Origin of the sequence: Simplicispira psychrophila DSM 11588 (assembly GCF_000688255.1) — a bacterium.
Lineage (GTDB): Bacteria > Pseudomonadota > Gammaproteobacteria > Burkholderiales > Burkholderiaceae_C > Simplicispira > Simplicispira psychrophila.
Map to the genome: position 1 here is coordinate 14,253 of NZ_JHYS01000011.1, position 13,675 is coordinate 27,927.

The 13,675-nt window shown below is 62.3% G+C and carries 12 protein-coding genes; 3 read left to right on the plus strand and 9 right to left on the minus strand.

Annotation, left to right across the window (positions count from 1 at the left end):
- Nucleotides 1-152 precede the first annotated feature (152 nt).
- Nucleotides 153-2,777 carry an alanine--tRNA ligase gene (gene alaS / locus Q390_RS0111810; RefSeq protein WP_027996241.1) on the plus strand — a complete coding sequence of 875 codons (2,625 nt, stop codon included), beginning with the start codon at nucleotides 153-155 and terminating at the stop codon, nucleotides 2,775-2,777.
- A gap of 97 nt (nucleotides 2,778-2,874) precedes the next feature.
- Here the strand turns inward: alaS and Q390_RS0111815 are convergent, their stop codons facing one another.
- The 5 genes from Q390_RS0111815 to Q390_RS0111835 form a co-directional block, all read right to left on the minus strand.
- Nucleotides 2,875-3,903, minus strand: a complete 1,029-nt coding sequence (locus Q390_RS0111815) for a GGDEF domain-containing protein (protein ID WP_027996242.1) — start codon at nucleotides 3,901-3,903, stop codon at nucleotides 2,875-2,877.
- A gap of 39 nt (nucleotides 3,904-3,942) precedes the next feature.
- A complete protein-coding gene (trmB, locus tag Q390_RS0111820) occupies nucleotides 3,943-4,701 on the minus strand; it encodes a tRNA (guanosine(46)-N7)-methyltransferase TrmB (protein ID WP_027996243.1) in 759 nt (252 codons plus the stop codon).
- Nucleotides 4,698-5,702: a tRNA glutamyl-Q(34) synthetase GluQRS gene (gluQRS, locus tag Q390_RS0111825; protein ID WP_027996244.1), complete on the minus strand. Its 1,005-nt coding sequence runs from the start codon at nucleotides 5,700-5,702 to the stop codon at nucleotides 4,698-4,700. The genes trmB and gluQRS overlap by 4 nt, the downstream gene beginning before the upstream one ends.
- A complete protein-coding gene (locus tag Q390_RS0111830) occupies nucleotides 5,699-6,829 on the minus strand; it encodes an NAD(P)/FAD-dependent oxidoreductase (protein ID WP_156949894.1) in 1,131 nt (376 codons plus the stop codon). The genes gluQRS and Q390_RS0111830 overlap by 4 nt, the downstream gene beginning before the upstream one ends.
- A gap of 124 nt (nucleotides 6,830-6,953) precedes the next feature.
- Nucleotides 6,954-7,889 (minus strand): LysR family transcriptional regulator, encoded by a 936-nt coding sequence (locus tag Q390_RS0111835; RefSeq protein ID WP_027996246.1) that lies wholly within the window; start codon nucleotides 7,887-7,889, stop codon nucleotides 6,954-6,956.
- Nucleotides 7,890-7,992: 103 nt separating this feature from the next.
- On the opposite strand from Q390_RS0111835, the gene Q390_RS0111840 reads away from it, so the two are divergent.
- Nucleotides 7,993-8,694: a pirin family protein gene (locus Q390_RS0111840; protein WP_027996247.1), complete on the plus strand. Its 702-nt coding sequence runs from the start codon at nucleotides 7,993-7,995 to the stop codon at nucleotides 8,692-8,694.
- A gap of 57 nt (nucleotides 8,695-8,751) precedes the next feature.
- Here the strand turns inward: Q390_RS0111840 and Q390_RS0111845 are convergent, their stop codons facing one another.
- The 4 genes from Q390_RS0111845 to Q390_RS0111860 all read right to left on the minus strand — a co-directional run bounded on the left by Q390_RS0111845 (nucleotide 8,752) and on the right by Q390_RS0111860 (nucleotide 13,015).
- Nucleotides 8,752-9,504, minus strand: coding sequence for a sulfurtransferase (locus Q390_RS0111845; RefSeq protein WP_027996248.1), 753 nt, complete (start codon nucleotides 9,502-9,504; stop codon nucleotides 8,752-8,754).
- Between the two features lie 73 nt (nucleotides 9,505-9,577).
- Nucleotides 9,578-10,459, minus strand: a complete 882-nt coding sequence (locus Q390_RS0111850) for a MinD/ParA family protein (protein WP_027996249.1) — start codon at nucleotides 10,457-10,459, stop codon at nucleotides 9,578-9,580.
- A gap of 10 nt (nucleotides 10,460-10,469) precedes the next feature.
- Nucleotides 10,470-11,237: a GGDEF domain-containing protein gene (locus Q390_RS0111855; RefSeq protein WP_027996250.1), complete on the minus strand. Its 768-nt coding sequence runs from the start codon at nucleotides 11,235-11,237 to the stop codon at nucleotides 10,470-10,472.
- 68 nt (nucleotides 11,238-11,305) lie between these two features.
- Nucleotides 11,306-13,015 (minus strand): SulP family inorganic anion transporter, encoded by a 1,710-nt coding sequence (locus Q390_RS0111860; RefSeq protein WP_027996251.1) that lies wholly within the window; start codon nucleotides 13,013-13,015, stop codon nucleotides 11,306-11,308.
- A gap of 137 nt (nucleotides 13,016-13,152) precedes the next feature.
- Here Q390_RS0111860 and Q390_RS0111865 point away from each other — a divergent pair, with 137 nt between their 5' ends.
- Nucleotides 13,153-13,644 carry a BON domain-containing protein gene (locus tag Q390_RS0111865; RefSeq protein WP_027996252.1) on the plus strand — a complete coding sequence of 164 codons (492 nt, stop codon included), beginning with the start codon at nucleotides 13,153-13,155 and terminating at the stop codon, nucleotides 13,642-13,644.
- The last annotated feature ends 31 nt before the right edge of the window (nucleotides 13,645-13,675 follow it).

A 13,675-nucleotide genomic window follows, 5' to 3' on the forward strand; every position in this document is an offset into this window, starting at 1 on the left:
CCTCTGGGTGCCGCCCCCGCAGCGCGACCAGCCTGTTTTGGGCGCTGTGCCAGTCAGCGTGGGCAGCGCCACAGGGCAAAACCTATAATTGCCGGTTGCTTCCCGAGGGCCTGGCGCCCGTCTGCCGCCCCCTGCACACACACCTACACACCATGAGCCAACCCACCTTCACCGTCGCTGACATCCGTAAGACCTTTCTGGACTTTTTTGCCTCCAAGGGCCACACCATCGTGCCGTCCAGCCCGCTGGTGCCGGGCAACGACCCGACGCTGATGTTCGTCAACTCGGGCATGGTGCAGTTCAAGGACGTGTTTTTGGGCACCGACAAGCGTCCCTACGTGCGCGCCACCTCGGTGCAAGCCTGCCTGCGTGCTGGCGGCAAGCACAACGACTTGGAAAACGTCGGTTACACCGCGCGCCACCACACCTTTTTTGAAATGCTGGGCAACTGGAGCTTTGGCGACTACTTCAAGCGCGAGTCGCTGCACTGGGCCTGGGAGCTGCTGACCGAAGTCTATAAATTGCCGGCCGACCGCCTGCTGGCCACGGTGTACCAAGAGGATGATGAGGCCTATGACATCTGGACGAAAGAAATCGGCCTGCCACCCGAGCGCGTGATTCGCATTGGCGACAACAAGGGCGGGCGCTACAAATCCGACAACTTTTGGATGATGGCCGACACCGGCCCGTGTGGCCCATGCAGTGAAATTTTCTACGACCATGGCGAGCACATCCCCGGCGGCCCGCCCGGCAGCCCGGATGAAGACGGCGACCGTTTCATCGAAATTTGGAACAACGTGTTCATGCAGTTCGACATGGCCGAAGACGGCTCGGTCACACCGCTGCCGGCGCCCTGCGTCGATACCGGCATGGGCCTGGAGCGCCTGGCTGCCATCTTGCAGCATGTGCACAGCAACTACGAAATCGACATTTTTGACCAGCTGATCCAAGCCGCCGCCCGCGAAACCGGCATGACCGACCTGAACCACAAGAGCCTGCGCGTGATTGCCGACCACATCCGCGCCACCGCTTTCTTGGTCAGCGACGGCGTCATCCCCAGCAATGAAGGCCGCGGCTATGTGCAGCGTCGCATCGTGCGCCGGGCCATCCGCCACGGTTACAAGCTGGGGCAAAAAACGCCGTTTTTCCACAAGCTGGTCGCCGATTTGGTGCGCTTGATGGGCGACGCGTACCCGCAATTGCGCGCGCAAGAGCAACGCATCACCGACATTCTGAAAGCCGAGGAAGAGCGCTTCTTTGAGACGCTGGCCAACGGCATGGAGATTTTGGACAGCGCGCTGGCCGGTGGCGCCAAGCTGCTGCCGGGCGATGTCGCTTTCAAACTGCACGACACCTACGGCTTTCCGCTGGATTTGACCAATGACGTCTGCCGCGAAAACGGCATCGAAGTGGATGAGGCCGGCTTCAGGGTGGCGATGGAAAAGCAGAAGGCCCAGGCGCGTGCGGCGGGCAAGTTCAAGATGGACAAGGCGCTGGATTACAGCGGCGATGGCAACGAATTTGTCGGCTATGAACTGCTTGAATCCACTGCAAAAATCGTAGCTATTTACGCAGATGGTGTCAGCGTTGCAGCCCTGAAACAGGGTCAAAACGGCATCGTGGTGCTGGACAGCACGCCGTTCTATGCCGAAAGCGGCGGCCAGGTCGGCGACGAAGGGACTATCACCAGCGGCTCGGCCCGTTTTGCGGTGGACGACACGCTAAAGATCAAGGCCGACGTGTTTGGCCACCACGGCACGCTGGCCGAGGGCACTTTGAATGTCGGCGACACGGTGCAGGCGCAGGTGAACACGGCTGTGCGCGCTGCCACGGTGCGCAATCACTCGGCCACGCACCTGATGCACAAGGCGCTGCGTGAGGTGCTGGGTGAACATGTGCAGCAAAAGGGCAGCCTAGTCAACGCCGAGCGCACGCGCTTTGACTTTGCGCATGGCGCGCCGGTCAGCGCTACTGAGATCCGCGAGATTGAGCGCCGCGTAAACGAAGAAGTGTTAGCCAACCGCGCCACACAAGCGCGCGTGATGGACATCGAGTCAGCCCAAAAAACTGGCGCCATGATGCTGTTTGGCGAGAAATACGGCGAAACCGTGCGCGTGCTCGACATTGGCAGCAGCCGCGAGCTGTGCGGCGGCACGCACGTACAGCGGACGGGCGACATTGGTTTGTTCAAGGTGGTGGGCGAGGGTGGCGTGGCCGCCGGCGTGCGCCGCATCGAGGCTGTCACTGGCCTGAACGCGCTGGCCTATTTGCAGTCGCTCGAAGGCACCGTGTCGCAAGTTGCGGGTGTGCTGAAAGCACCGGCAGCCGAGATCACTGGCCGCGTCGGCCAAGTGCTGGAGCAAGTCAAAGCGCTGGAAAAAGACGTGGCCGCGCTCAAGGGCAAGCTGGCCTCATCGCAAGGCGATGGGCTGCTGGATCAGGCGGTGGATGTGAACGGCCTGAAGGTGCTGGCGGTGCGCCTGGACGGGGCCGATGCCAAGACTTTGCGCGACACCATGGACAAGCTGAAAGACAAGCTGAAAAGCGCCGCCATCGTGCTGGCCACGGTCGATGGCGATAAGGTGCAAATTGCAGCCGGTGTGACGGCTGACGCGATGGGCAAGATCAAGGCCGGTGAGCTGGTCAACTTTGTCGCGCAACAAGTCGGCGGCAAGGGCGGCGGCAAGGCCGATATGGCGATGGCTGGCGGTACCAATCCGGCAGGCCTGCCGGCCGCGTTGGCTTCGGTTGCTGGCTGGGTCGCGCAGAAAATGTGATGTAGGGCATCGCTGAAGAAACAAAAGGCGCTGGATGCGCCTTTTGTTTTTTCTAGCCTTGTAGGTCGGGTTGGTACAGCTACCCGAGGGCCCCGTCCTAAAACAGCTCGATATCTTCGTTGCTGATGCGTGCCTGCAAGTCGCCGCTGGCGACCAGTTCATCGTAGAAGCGCACTTGATTGCGGCCGTTTTCTTTAGCGAAATACAGCGCTTGGTCGGCCTGGCCGAGGATTTCGACGGGTGTGTTGGAGGCGGAGGAAACAAAGCCCACGCTCACCGTGATGCGGCCGACCTGCGGGAAGCTGTACTCTTCGACCGCCTGGCGAAAACGGTTGAAGACTTTGTGCGCCGTGGCCAACGAGGTGGAGCGCAGCAGCACCACGAATTCTTCGCCACCAAAACGAAAAATCCGGTCGTGGCTGCGAAAGGAGCTGCGCAAGACGTTGGCCATCAGGATCAGCACTTCATCGCCGTAGAGGTGGCCAAAGCGGTCGTTGACCTGTTTGAAGTGGTCGATGTCGATGACGGCCAGCCATTGCTGCAATTCTCCGCCGGGAAGGCGGGCGTCGTTGGGCGCTGTGGCTGCGCGATTTTCAGTGCCTGAGTGGCGGGCAAACTGTTCGTCAAAGGTCTTGCGGTTGAACAAGCCGGTGAGGGCGTCGCGCTCGCTGTAGTCAAGCAGACTTTGGTAGTTCTGGTAGACATTGAAAATGGCGGTGAGCACTTCGAGGCGGTGCACTGAAAACGGGCGCGATTGGGTCACTTCCAGGCAGGTGCTGACTTGGTCGTGCATCCACACCGGTAGCCACAGCGTATGGCGGCCTTTGCCCAGGTTGGCACGGGCATGGCTGCCGCGTTCCTGGATGCAGGTCTGCAACGCGGGCAGTTGATCCAGGGGGCGGCGCTGGGGATCGGTGCCAGCCTCGGACTCGGTCGATGTCCATTGTCCGCTGAGCATCCAAGTACGGGGCCGTATGTAGCGCACGCCGTTGAGTAAAAACACCTCCAGGGCGCGCACTTCCAAAATACCCGAGAGCTGCTGCAGCGTGGACAGTACGGAGACTTCAAGCCGCAAATAATCGCGGTGACCGGTCATTTCGACCAGGTTTTGCAGAAGGGGTTTCATGGCAGTGTGGCTTGGCGTCCGGTGCGGGTGTGCTGCGTGTCAGGCCACGCGTACAAATACGACATCCCAGACGCCGTGGCCCAAACGCAGACCTCGGTTTTCAAACTTGGTCAGGGGGCGGTAGTCGGGCTGCGGGGCATAGCCGCTGGCGCTGTCAGTGCTGTTGCGCAGCAGGGGCTGCTCAGACAGCACTTGCAAAATTTGTTCGGCGTAGGGCTGCCAGTCGGTAGCGCAGTGCAGGTAGCCGCCGGGCTTGAGACGGGTGGCCAGCTTGGCAATCAAAGGCGCCTGGATCAGGCGGCGTTTGTTGTGCTTTTTCTTGTGCCAGGGGTCGGGAAAGAAGATGTGTACGCCATCCAGGCTGGTCGGCGTGAGCATGTGGTCTATCACTTCAACCGCATCGTGGGCCAGGATGCGTACATTGGTCTGGCCTTGTTCGCCCAGGCGCTTGAGCAGGGCGCCAACGCCGGGTTCATGCACTTCGCAGCACAAAAAATTGTCTTCGGGGCGCACGCGCGCAATGTGCGCCGTGGCCTCGCCCATGCCAAAGCCAATTTCCAGCACCAGGGGTGCTGTGCGGCCAAAGGCGGCCGGAGCGTCGAGTCGTTGGCCGGTGTAGGGCAGGATGAAGCGCGGCCCCAGTTCTTCAAAGGCCTTGGCTTGGCCGCTGGTGGTGCGGCCGGTGCGGCGGACAAAGCTTTTGATGGTTTTGGGATAAGCGACGCCAGCCGGCGCCGTGCCGACCACGGGAGCGGCAGGGGATTCGGGGGGGGAAGGGGGGAGGGCGGATTCAGTCACAGTGCGCGATTGTAGAGATGCCTCCAGGCGTTGACCCACAGTGCCAGGGCATCAGACAGCGAATTGTTCGCTATCGATAGTAAAGGTGGCAGGCCCAATGTGGTGGCCGCATCGTTCAAACTGACGAGGGGTTGTTGTAGATCAAGGGCCGGTGCGCCATGCTGTTTGGACAGCTTCTCGCCATCGGTGCCGCGCACCAAAGGGGTGTGCAAATAGTACGGTGGGGCTACGCCCAGTGCGTGCTGCAGCAGGATCTGGCGCGGCGTGTTGTCGGCCAGGTCGGCACCGCGCACTACATGCGTGATGCCCTGCGCGGCGTCGTCCACCACCACGGCCAATTGGTAGGCCCACAGGCCATCGGCGCGGCGCAGCACAAAGTCGCCGACGGTATGCAGTACGTCTTGCTGCTGCGCTCCCAGGCGCCGGTCGTACCAGTGCAGTACCTGCGATGCTCCTTTATTAATAGCTAGTTGCGCTTGCTGCGCAAGCGCTTGAGCCTGTTTTGACTCAAATTGAGGCCAAAAATCAGTGGTGTTGAAACGCCAGGCGCGTGCACTGCGTCCTTGCAGTCCGCTGCGACAGGTGCCGGGGTAGGGTTGCTCGATATGGCGCTGGTGCGCATGGCCCTGCACGGCGTGGGCCGCGGCGATGTCTTTGCGCGAGCAGGCGCAGGGGTAGGCCAGTCCCGCGGCCTGCAATTGCGCTAACGCAGTTTGGTAGGTGGGGCTGCGGGTGGATTGCCACAGCGGTGTGTCGTCGGGCCGCAGGCCGCAACTGGCCAGCTGCGCCAAGATGTGCTCGCCCGCGCCGGGCATGCAACGCGGGGTATCGACATCTTCGATGCGTACCAGCCAGCGACCGCCCTGGCCGCCTGGGTTGCAGGCGCGGGCGTCGAGCCAGCTGGCCAGTGCTGCCACCAGCGAGCCGGCGTGCAGCGGCCCGGTGGGGGAGGGAGCAAAACGGCCGACGTAGCCGGCGCTTGCGCCCTTCACGTTCGTCATGCCACGGCGAGTGCCATTTCCAGTCCGGAGAGGAAGGCGTCTTCCAGTCGGTGACCCAGGCACCAGTCGCCGCAGGCGCCCAGGTTGGCGTCGCCATCCCACAGGTGGCTTTGACCCAGCGGCTGCAAGGTTTGCGCATAGCGCCAGCGGCGCACCTGGGCATAGCTGGGCGTGGCGCGGATGCCGGTGACTTCAGCGAAGGCCTTGAGTAGCTTGTCCTGCACGCGCGTGGGGTTGTCTTCCAGGTGCTCTTCCGACCAGGCGGGGCTAGCTTGCACCGTCCAGCGCTCCAGGCTGTTGCGCTGGGGCTTGGACGACTCGCGTGCCAGCCAGGCAATGCGGTGGTGCGTGCTGCGCGCGGCATTCCACTGTGGGCCCAGCGTCGTCAGGCCCGGGCCGATGGCCTGTGGAAAGGCCAGCATCAGCGACCAGCAGGCCGCCATGGTGGCGCTGGCCATGGTGTCGATGATGGGGGTGTGCAGGTCGGACGACACCAGCAGGGCGCGCGCGGCCGGGCCGGGCAGGGCGAGCAGCACGGCATCAAAGCCGGCGTGTACTTGTTGCTCGCCGTTGGTGTTTTCAATGCTCAGCTGCCAGCCGCTGGGCTGCAACCGGTCGCGCTCGATGCAGACCACGCGGGCGTCGGTGTGCAGTTGCCCCGCTTGTTGCAGCGGCTGTGCCCAAGCTTGGGCCAGGGCGTCCATACCGGGGCAGGCGACCCAGTGCGCTTCATGCGGTGGCTGGCTGGCCGAGGCGACGCGGCCGGCGGCATCGAGCACGCGCACGGCGTTGGCGCTCCAGGGGCGGCACACGCCGGGCACGGTGGCCAGGGCCAGCGCGAAACGGTCGTCGCGCACCGTGAAGTATTGGGTGCCGGCATCAAAGCTGCCGTGCGGGGTGTCGCAAGTGGCAGTGCGGCCGCCGACCTGATCGGCTTTTTCAAAGACGGTGACCTGGTGGCCGGCTTGCACCAGCGTGCGGGCGCAGGCAATGCCGGCCACGCCGGCACCGATGATGGCAAAGTGGCGCGGTGCACGAGAGGTGCTGGAAGTACTGGGAGCGATGGAGGCGCTGGAAGTGCGGGCGCTTCGGGGACGGGGTGCTGGAGCAGGTGAGCGCGGGGGCATGGGAGGCCTTTCGGGGATGTCTCTGTGTAGGAAAGTAAACAGGGCCACTCTACACGCCTGGCGCTGGGCGCCAGGAAGAAATTGCCCCGTTATCTGGCACTGCCTGCCAAGGGGAGCCGTGGTGCTAAAAATGGTGGTTGCTCAGCAGAGCGGCGCGGGTGCTGGGGCTGTGCAACTGTGCCAGCCACCACTGCAGGGCGCGGCCGCCCTGGGCCAGAGGGGTGGCGTTCCAGGCGTAGTGCAGGCGAAAGCTGCGCGTCGGACGGGCCAGTTGGCGACTGACCAAGTGACCCGCTGCAAGGTAAGGACGTGCCATCGGTTCGGGCAGGAAGCCGCAGCCCAGCCCGCGCAACTGCGCCTGCAGCTTGGCCTGCATGGAGCCTACCGTGAAGACATCCTGGCCTGGGAGCAGGCCCATGCTGACGCCTTGTCCTTGGGCGGAATCGGCCACGGCAATGGCGCGGTGCAGCAGCAAGGTGGCGTCGGAGAGAGGTTCGGGCACGTGGGCCAGCGGGTGGTGCGGTGCCACGGCAAAGACAAAAGAGGTCTCGCCGAGCACGTCCTGCTGCAGGCCGGCCACGCGGGAGGTGTTGACCACCACACCGATGGCCAGATCGGCTTGCCCGCTGGTCAGCGCCTCCAGCGTTCCGGTCAAGATTTCGTCGCGCAATTTGAGCTGGGTGGGCGGTGCTTGGCTATAGAACGCTTCCACCAGTTCCAGCATGGTGTGCGGCGAAACGGCGCCATCCACGGCAATGGTGAACTGCGGCTCCCAGCCCGTAGCGACGCGCTGGATGCGGTGCGCCACCGCGCTGATGTCGGTCAGCAATCGCGCGCCCTCGCGCAGCAATTCGGCTCCGGCCTGCGTCGCCCGGGCTTGGCGCGCGCTGCGGTCAAACAGCAGCACATCCAGCGCATCTTCGATCTGGCGCACGCGGTAAGTCAGGGCACTGGGCACCAAGCCCAGGTGGCGTGCCGCGGCGGCAAAACTGCCCTTATCAGCAATGCATTGCAGCAGAGCCAGATTGTCAGGCGTCAGACAGTTGCGCGAATTTTGTATGGTTGTCATTATTTCATTGAAATTATTTGAATTATTCCGTCAAGATGGCTGTATCTTTTTTAAAATTGCCGGACATAAAGTCAAGCCATTACAGGAGATTTTTATGTTGACCCTTCGCAAATCGCAAGACCGAGGCCATGCCGACCATGGCTGGCTGAATTCGTTTCACAGCTTTTCTTTTGCCGGCTATCACGATCCTCTGCACATGGGGTTTGGCAATCTGCGCGTTATTAATGAAGACCGCATTGCCCCGGGTACCGGATTTGGCGCACACCGCCACCAGGACATGGAAATCATCAGTTACGTGCTCTCGGGCGAATTGGCACACCAGGACAGTCTGGGCAACATCAAGGGCATCCCGCCAGGCGATGTGCAGCGCATGAGTGCCGGAAGCGGCGTGGTGCACAGTGAGTTCAACCATGCGGCCGGCCAGACCACGCATTTTCTGCAGATCTGGATCGAGCCCCAGGTGAAGGGCATCGCGCCGAGCTATGAGCAAAAAAGTTTTACACAGGCTGAAAAACGTGGTGTCCTGCGTTTGGTCGCGTCGCCCGACGGCGCACAAGGCTCTGTGCGCGTGCACGCGGATGCGTCCATGTACGCCGGTCTGTTTGACGGCGCCGAGGCCACTGCCCTGGTGCTTCACCCCGCGCGCAAAGCCTATGTGCATCTGATACGTGGAGCACTGGAGGTCAACGGCCAGGCGCTGGTGGGTGGCGATGCCGCGCTGCTGCAGGGTGAGTCCCTTTTGCGCTTGGGCAGTGCCAAAGACGCCGAAGTGCTAGTGTTTGACTTGGCAGCCTGATAGCACCGATTTGAAGGGAAATTGGCCTGAAGCCCTTGCCAGAAAAGCGCTGTTAGCTCATTTATTGATAGTGTTTGACGGGCTGACAGACAAGCTGGGCTCCAGCACCCGGCGCGCATCAAAGACAAAACAGCCGTTGTGGTAGTAGTTGCCGTCGGTCTGCTCGAAGTATTTGAGGATGCCGCCTTCCAGCTGGTAGACGTGCTCGACACCTTCTTCACGCATCAGGAGGGCGGCTTTTTCGCAGCGGATGCCGCCGGTGCAAAAGCTCACTACGGTCTTGCCGGCCAGTTCGGTCTTGTGCGCGCGCAGGGCCGGCGGAAATTCGGTGAACTTGCTGATGCGCCAGTCGATGGCGCCATCAAACGTGCCGGCATCGACCTCGAAGTCGTTGCGCGTGTCCAGCATCGCCACTGCACGGCCGGTATCGTCGTGGCCCTGGGCCAGCCAGCGGCGCAGCGTCGGCGCATCGACCGAGGGCGCGCGCCCTTGGCTGGGCACGATGGCCGGGTGGTCCATGCGGATGATCTCGCGCTTGACCTTGACCAGCATTTTGCGAAATGGCACCTGCGCCGACCAGCTCTCCTTGGGCTGCAGATCGGCAAAGCGTGCGTCTTGCCGCAAGGTGTCGATAAAAGCGCGCACAGGTTCGGCATGTCCGGCGAGAAAGAAGTTGATGCCTTCCTCGGCCAGCAAGATGGTGCCCAGCAGTTGCGCTGCGCTGGCGCGCGCTTGCAGCGTGTTGCGCAGTACTGCCGCATCGGGCAGGGGCACAAACTTGTAGCAGGAAATATTCAGGATGGGGAGCATGGTTGCAATGCTATGCGCAGGCGGTACTGCGCGTCAGGAAGGCACCAAGAAGGCACCAGGAAGGCACCAATGCTCAGGGGGCGCGCACCAGTAGCGATTCTTCGATCTTGTTGGCCAGTTGTGAAATCGCCAGCGCTGCAGGGCAGCCGGGGGTGTGCAGCAGCAGCAGTTGGCGGCGCATGATGGCGTCGCGCACGGCCGGATCGGCAGGGATGTCGCCCATGTGGATCAGGCGCATCGGCCGACCCGATTCGGTGGCGACAAAGCGGTCGAGCACCTGCTGCAACTGGCCAGTGATGGCCCGGCCATCGCCCGGGCGTACCGCCTGGTTGACCACCATGCGCACATGTTGTCGTTTTTGTTGCACCGTGAGCACCTTGATGGCGGCGTAGGCGTCGGTCAGCGAGGTCGGCTCGGGGGTGGCAACGATCAGCACTTCAGAGGCCAGCGAGATGGAGAACAGCACCACATCCGAGATGCCGGCGCCGGTGTCCAGCAAGATGACGTCGTAGCGCGGTGTCAGCAGCTGGATGATGTTCAGGAATTCGTTGCGTACTTCCGGCGTCAGGCGAGAATATTCGACCATGCCCGAGCCGGCCAGTAGTACGGAGAAGCCACCGGGTGCGGCCACGATGGCGTCGTTGAGTTTGGCTTTACCGGTAAAGACATCGTGCAGCGTGATCTTGGGGTGCAAGTTCAGGATCACGTCGAGGTTGGCCAGCCCCAGATCGGCGTCCAGCACCAGTACGCGCTGGCCACGGCGTGTCAATGCGGCTGCCAGATTGGCAGAGATAAAGGTCTTGCCGACGCCGCCTTTGCCGCTGGTGACGGCAATGATGCGGGCGCTGCGGCCTGTGGGGGCAGGCGCTGTCGGGACCACCGGGGCCACCGGGGTCGCCGCAGTAGCTGCCGTAGTGGCAGGGAGGGTAATCGGCAGGGACGACGCGTCGCTCATGTCATCGCTTTCAGTAGGCGCCATCGGGGCTAGGTAAAGGCGGCAAGTCGCCCCAGTCTGAGGGGGAGTAGAGCGGACCAAACAGCAGGCTCTTTTCTTCGGCACTGACGGTGCTGTTGGGCTGCGCCTCAATGCACACACGGTTGCGGCCGGTGGTCTTTGCTTGGTAGAGCTGGTGGTCGGCGCGGTCCGTCCAGAGCGTGGTGGTCGAGCGCACCCATTGCAGCGCAAACGCGCCGCCAATGCTGACAGTGACGCACAATTTTTTGTGGGGGGCCACTTGCACTACGGTGGTTTCGATGGCGCGCCGGATACGTTCCGCCACGGCTTGGCCAAAAGGTCCTTGGCAGGCGGGCAGGACGACGGCAAATTCTTCGCCGCCGTAGCGCGCCAGGGTGTCCATGGGGCGCACGCAGGCGTTCAGGGTTTGTGCCACGGCCTGCAAGACGAGGTCGCCGGCGGGATGGCCGTAGGTGTCGTTGACGTGCTTGAAATGGTCAATGTCCAACATCAATAGCAGTGCTGCTTCGCCGGAGCGTGTGACGCGATCGATTTCGCGTTCCAGCACCGAGCGAAAGTGGCGCCGGTTGGCCAACCCCGTCAGGGGATCACGCAACGACAACTCGCACAAGCCATCGATCAGGCTTTGCAGATAGACCGTGGGTGAAGCCTGCGCAGGAGGGGCAGCAATGCCGTCGGCCTGCTCTACCAACGCGATAGCTGTTTCCAGACGCAAATCGTGCAGATAAAGGGGTTTGGAGGACGCAGAGTTGGACACAGATAAAGCAAAAGAAGTTGGAGTAAGTGTAACCTTGCGGTTGGCTTTTATTTGTCCCTGGGCAGGCTTTACGTCTTCGGTACAACGCCTATTTCACCGCTCTTTTCGGGGGATGGTTGTTGCAGTGCGTGTATAGCTGCAGCGTCAGAGCGATAGATGCGCAAATGCTGATCTGGCCGTAGAACCTGGGCACGCAGCAATACTTCTTCTACAGGCAGCTTCAAGCCGCTGACATGCAGTGTGCTGCCATGGAATCGCACTAGCGCTTCGATGCGGACAAAGCTTTCCACCCCAGTGACGTCAATGCGGTTGATGGACTGGGCAAACAGGCAGACATGGCGTACTTGCGGCTGTGCATCCAGGCGCTCGGCCAGAGCGCGCTCCAGTGCACTGGCCGAGGCAAAGTCCAGTGCTGCGTCCATGCGCAGCGCCAGCACGTCGGGTGCCAGCGCCGGTAGGTGCCACAAGTGGCGATCGCGCAGGCTGCCATCGGGATGCAGCCCGACTTCAATGATGCGCGGATGCAGGCGTTGGTACAAAAAATGGCTCAAGTTGATCAGCAAACCCACCAACACGCCCCAATACAGGCGCGGCGCCGTGGCCAAGGTCACGGCGAAGGTGGTGGCGCTGATGGACGCCTCGATGCGCGAGATGCGCCACAGCTGGGCAAACATGCTGGGTTTGATGAGTCCGGTGATGGCCGTGACCACCACGGCGGCCAGCACCGCCTGCGGTACGTGGTAGAGCGCCGGCATCAGCCACAGCAGCGCCACCAGCACCAGCGCCGTGGCAAAAATGCTGGCCCAGCCGGTGCGTGCACCGGCATACAGGTTGATAGCCGAGCGGGAGAACGAAGCGCTGGTAGCAAAACTGCCGCACAAGCCCGAGCTGATTTTGGCCATACCGTGGGCGATCAAATCCTGGTTTTCATTCCAGCGCGTGCCCCCGCTTTGGTGATCGACCTTGGCGCTGGACGCCGTCTCCAGAAAACTCACCAGCGTGACCACCAGCACCGGCATGATGAGCGCGCTCAGGTGGTCCCAGGACAGAATGCCGGGCCAGTAAAAATGCGGTAAACCGGCTGGCAGGGTGCCCACCACTTTGCCACCTCCCTCGGCATAGCCCAGCGCCCAACTTAAGGCGCCGGCGGCCCCCATGATGACAATCACCGCTGGAAACTGTGGCCACTGGCGCTTGGACAGGACCAGCGCCGCCACGCTGCCCAGGCCAAAGCCGGCGGCGCCCGCATCAAAGTGGGACCATTGCGGTGTGGTGAGTAAGCTTTCCAGCGGCACGTTCAGGCCGGTCAGGGCGGGCAATTGCGATGCCAGGATCAGCCAGGCTGCTGCCTGGGTGAAGCCGCCCAGCACCGGCGAGGTGACCAGCTGCAGCAGCCAGCCAAAGCGCACCACGCCCAGCACGAGTTGCAATGCGCCCGACAGCAGAGCCATCCAAACCGCCAAGGCCACCCACTGCGCACTGCCGGGTTCGGCTAGACCGGTAAGCGAGGTGCCGATGAGCAGACTGGTCAGAGCCGTCGGGCCGACGCCCAGCCGGGTCGAAGAACTCCACAGCACGGCCACGATAGCCGGCAGCAGCGAGGCATAAATGCCGGTCACCAAAGGCATTCCGGCCAGGGCGGCATAAGCCACGCCTTGCGGTACCAGCATCAGCCCCACCGTCATGCCGGCCCAGAATTCGCCACGCAGTAAGGGGCCGTTAGGCCGGGGCCAAATCAGAAAAGGAAACCAGCGTTGAAAATGGGACGGGGTGGACATACAAGGGATGGTCGTATCGGACGCAAAGCGGGCAGGTTGTCGTTACCGTCCTACAAGGGGTTGGGTGGTTTCTGACCCGTCATGGGGGTACCAGCCCCCTAGAGTGCAGTGTATTCACACGTTCAAGGAGCTGCATGATGCTAAAAAAAACCGTTCTCCATCGTCCCAATGTCCGTATCGTCGGTTGGCTGGCCGTCAGCGCCCTGGCTTTGGGGCTGGCCGCTTGCGACAAGATGAAAGAGCCTACGGCAGGCGAAAGGCTTGATTCCGCAGTCGATAAAACGCAACGTGCCGCAGAAAATGCCAAAGTGGATGCGGAAAGAGCCCTGTCGTCGGCACAGACCAAAACCGAGGCAGTAGCGCACGATGCGGCGCAAGCTGCACGCGAGGCCGGCAACTCGAGTATGGAGCTGATGGACGATGTATCGATCACGGCACGCGTCTCGGCTGGACTGGCGCAAGACTCGGCCCTCAGCGCCTTAAGGATTGATGTTGATACCAGCAACGGCGTTGTGACACTGAAAGGTCCCGCTCCTACGCAAGAAGCCAAAGACCGCGCCAGCAGCATTGCCCAAGGCGTCAAGGGCGTCAGTTCGGTCGTCAACCAACTTACCGTGCAAGCGAGCTGAGCGGGCAGTGTGGTGGCTGTTGTCAGTGTCT

Coding starts and splice junctions, on each gene's coding strand:
- Q390_RS0111865 (WP_027996252.1), top strand. CDS start 13,153: ATGCTAAAAAAAACCGTTCTCCATCGTCCCAATGTCCGTATCGTCGGT.
- Q390_RS0111840 (WP_027996247.1), top strand. CDS start 7,993: ATGTTGACCCTTCGCAAATCGCAAGACCGAGGCCATGCCGACCATGGC.
- Q390_RS0111830 (WP_156949894.1), bottom strand. CDS start 6,829: ATGCCCCCGCGCTCACCTGCTCCAGCACCCCGTCCCCGAAGCGCCCGC.
- Q390_RS0111850 (WP_027996249.1), bottom strand. CDS start 10,459: ATGAGCGACGCGTCGTCCCTGCCGATTACCCTCCCTGCCACTACGGCA.
- Q390_RS0111845 (WP_027996248.1), bottom strand. CDS start 9,504: ATGCTCCCCATCCTGAATATTTCCTGCTACAAGTTTGTGCCCCTGCCC.
- Q390_RS0111815 (WP_027996242.1), bottom strand. CDS start 3,903: ATGAAACCCCTTCTGCAAAACCTGGTCGAAATGACCGGTCACCGCGAT.
- Q390_RS0111860 (WP_027996251.1), bottom strand. CDS start 13,015: ATGTCCACCCCGTCCCATTTTCAACGCTGGTTTCCTTTTCTGATTTGG.
- gluQRS (WP_027996244.1), bottom strand. CDS start 5,702: ATGACGAACGTGAAGGGCGCAAGCGCCGGCTACGTCGGCCGTTTTGCT.
- alaS (WP_027996241.1), top strand. CDS start 153: ATGAGCCAACCCACCTTCACCGTCGCTGACATCCGTAAGACCTTTCTG.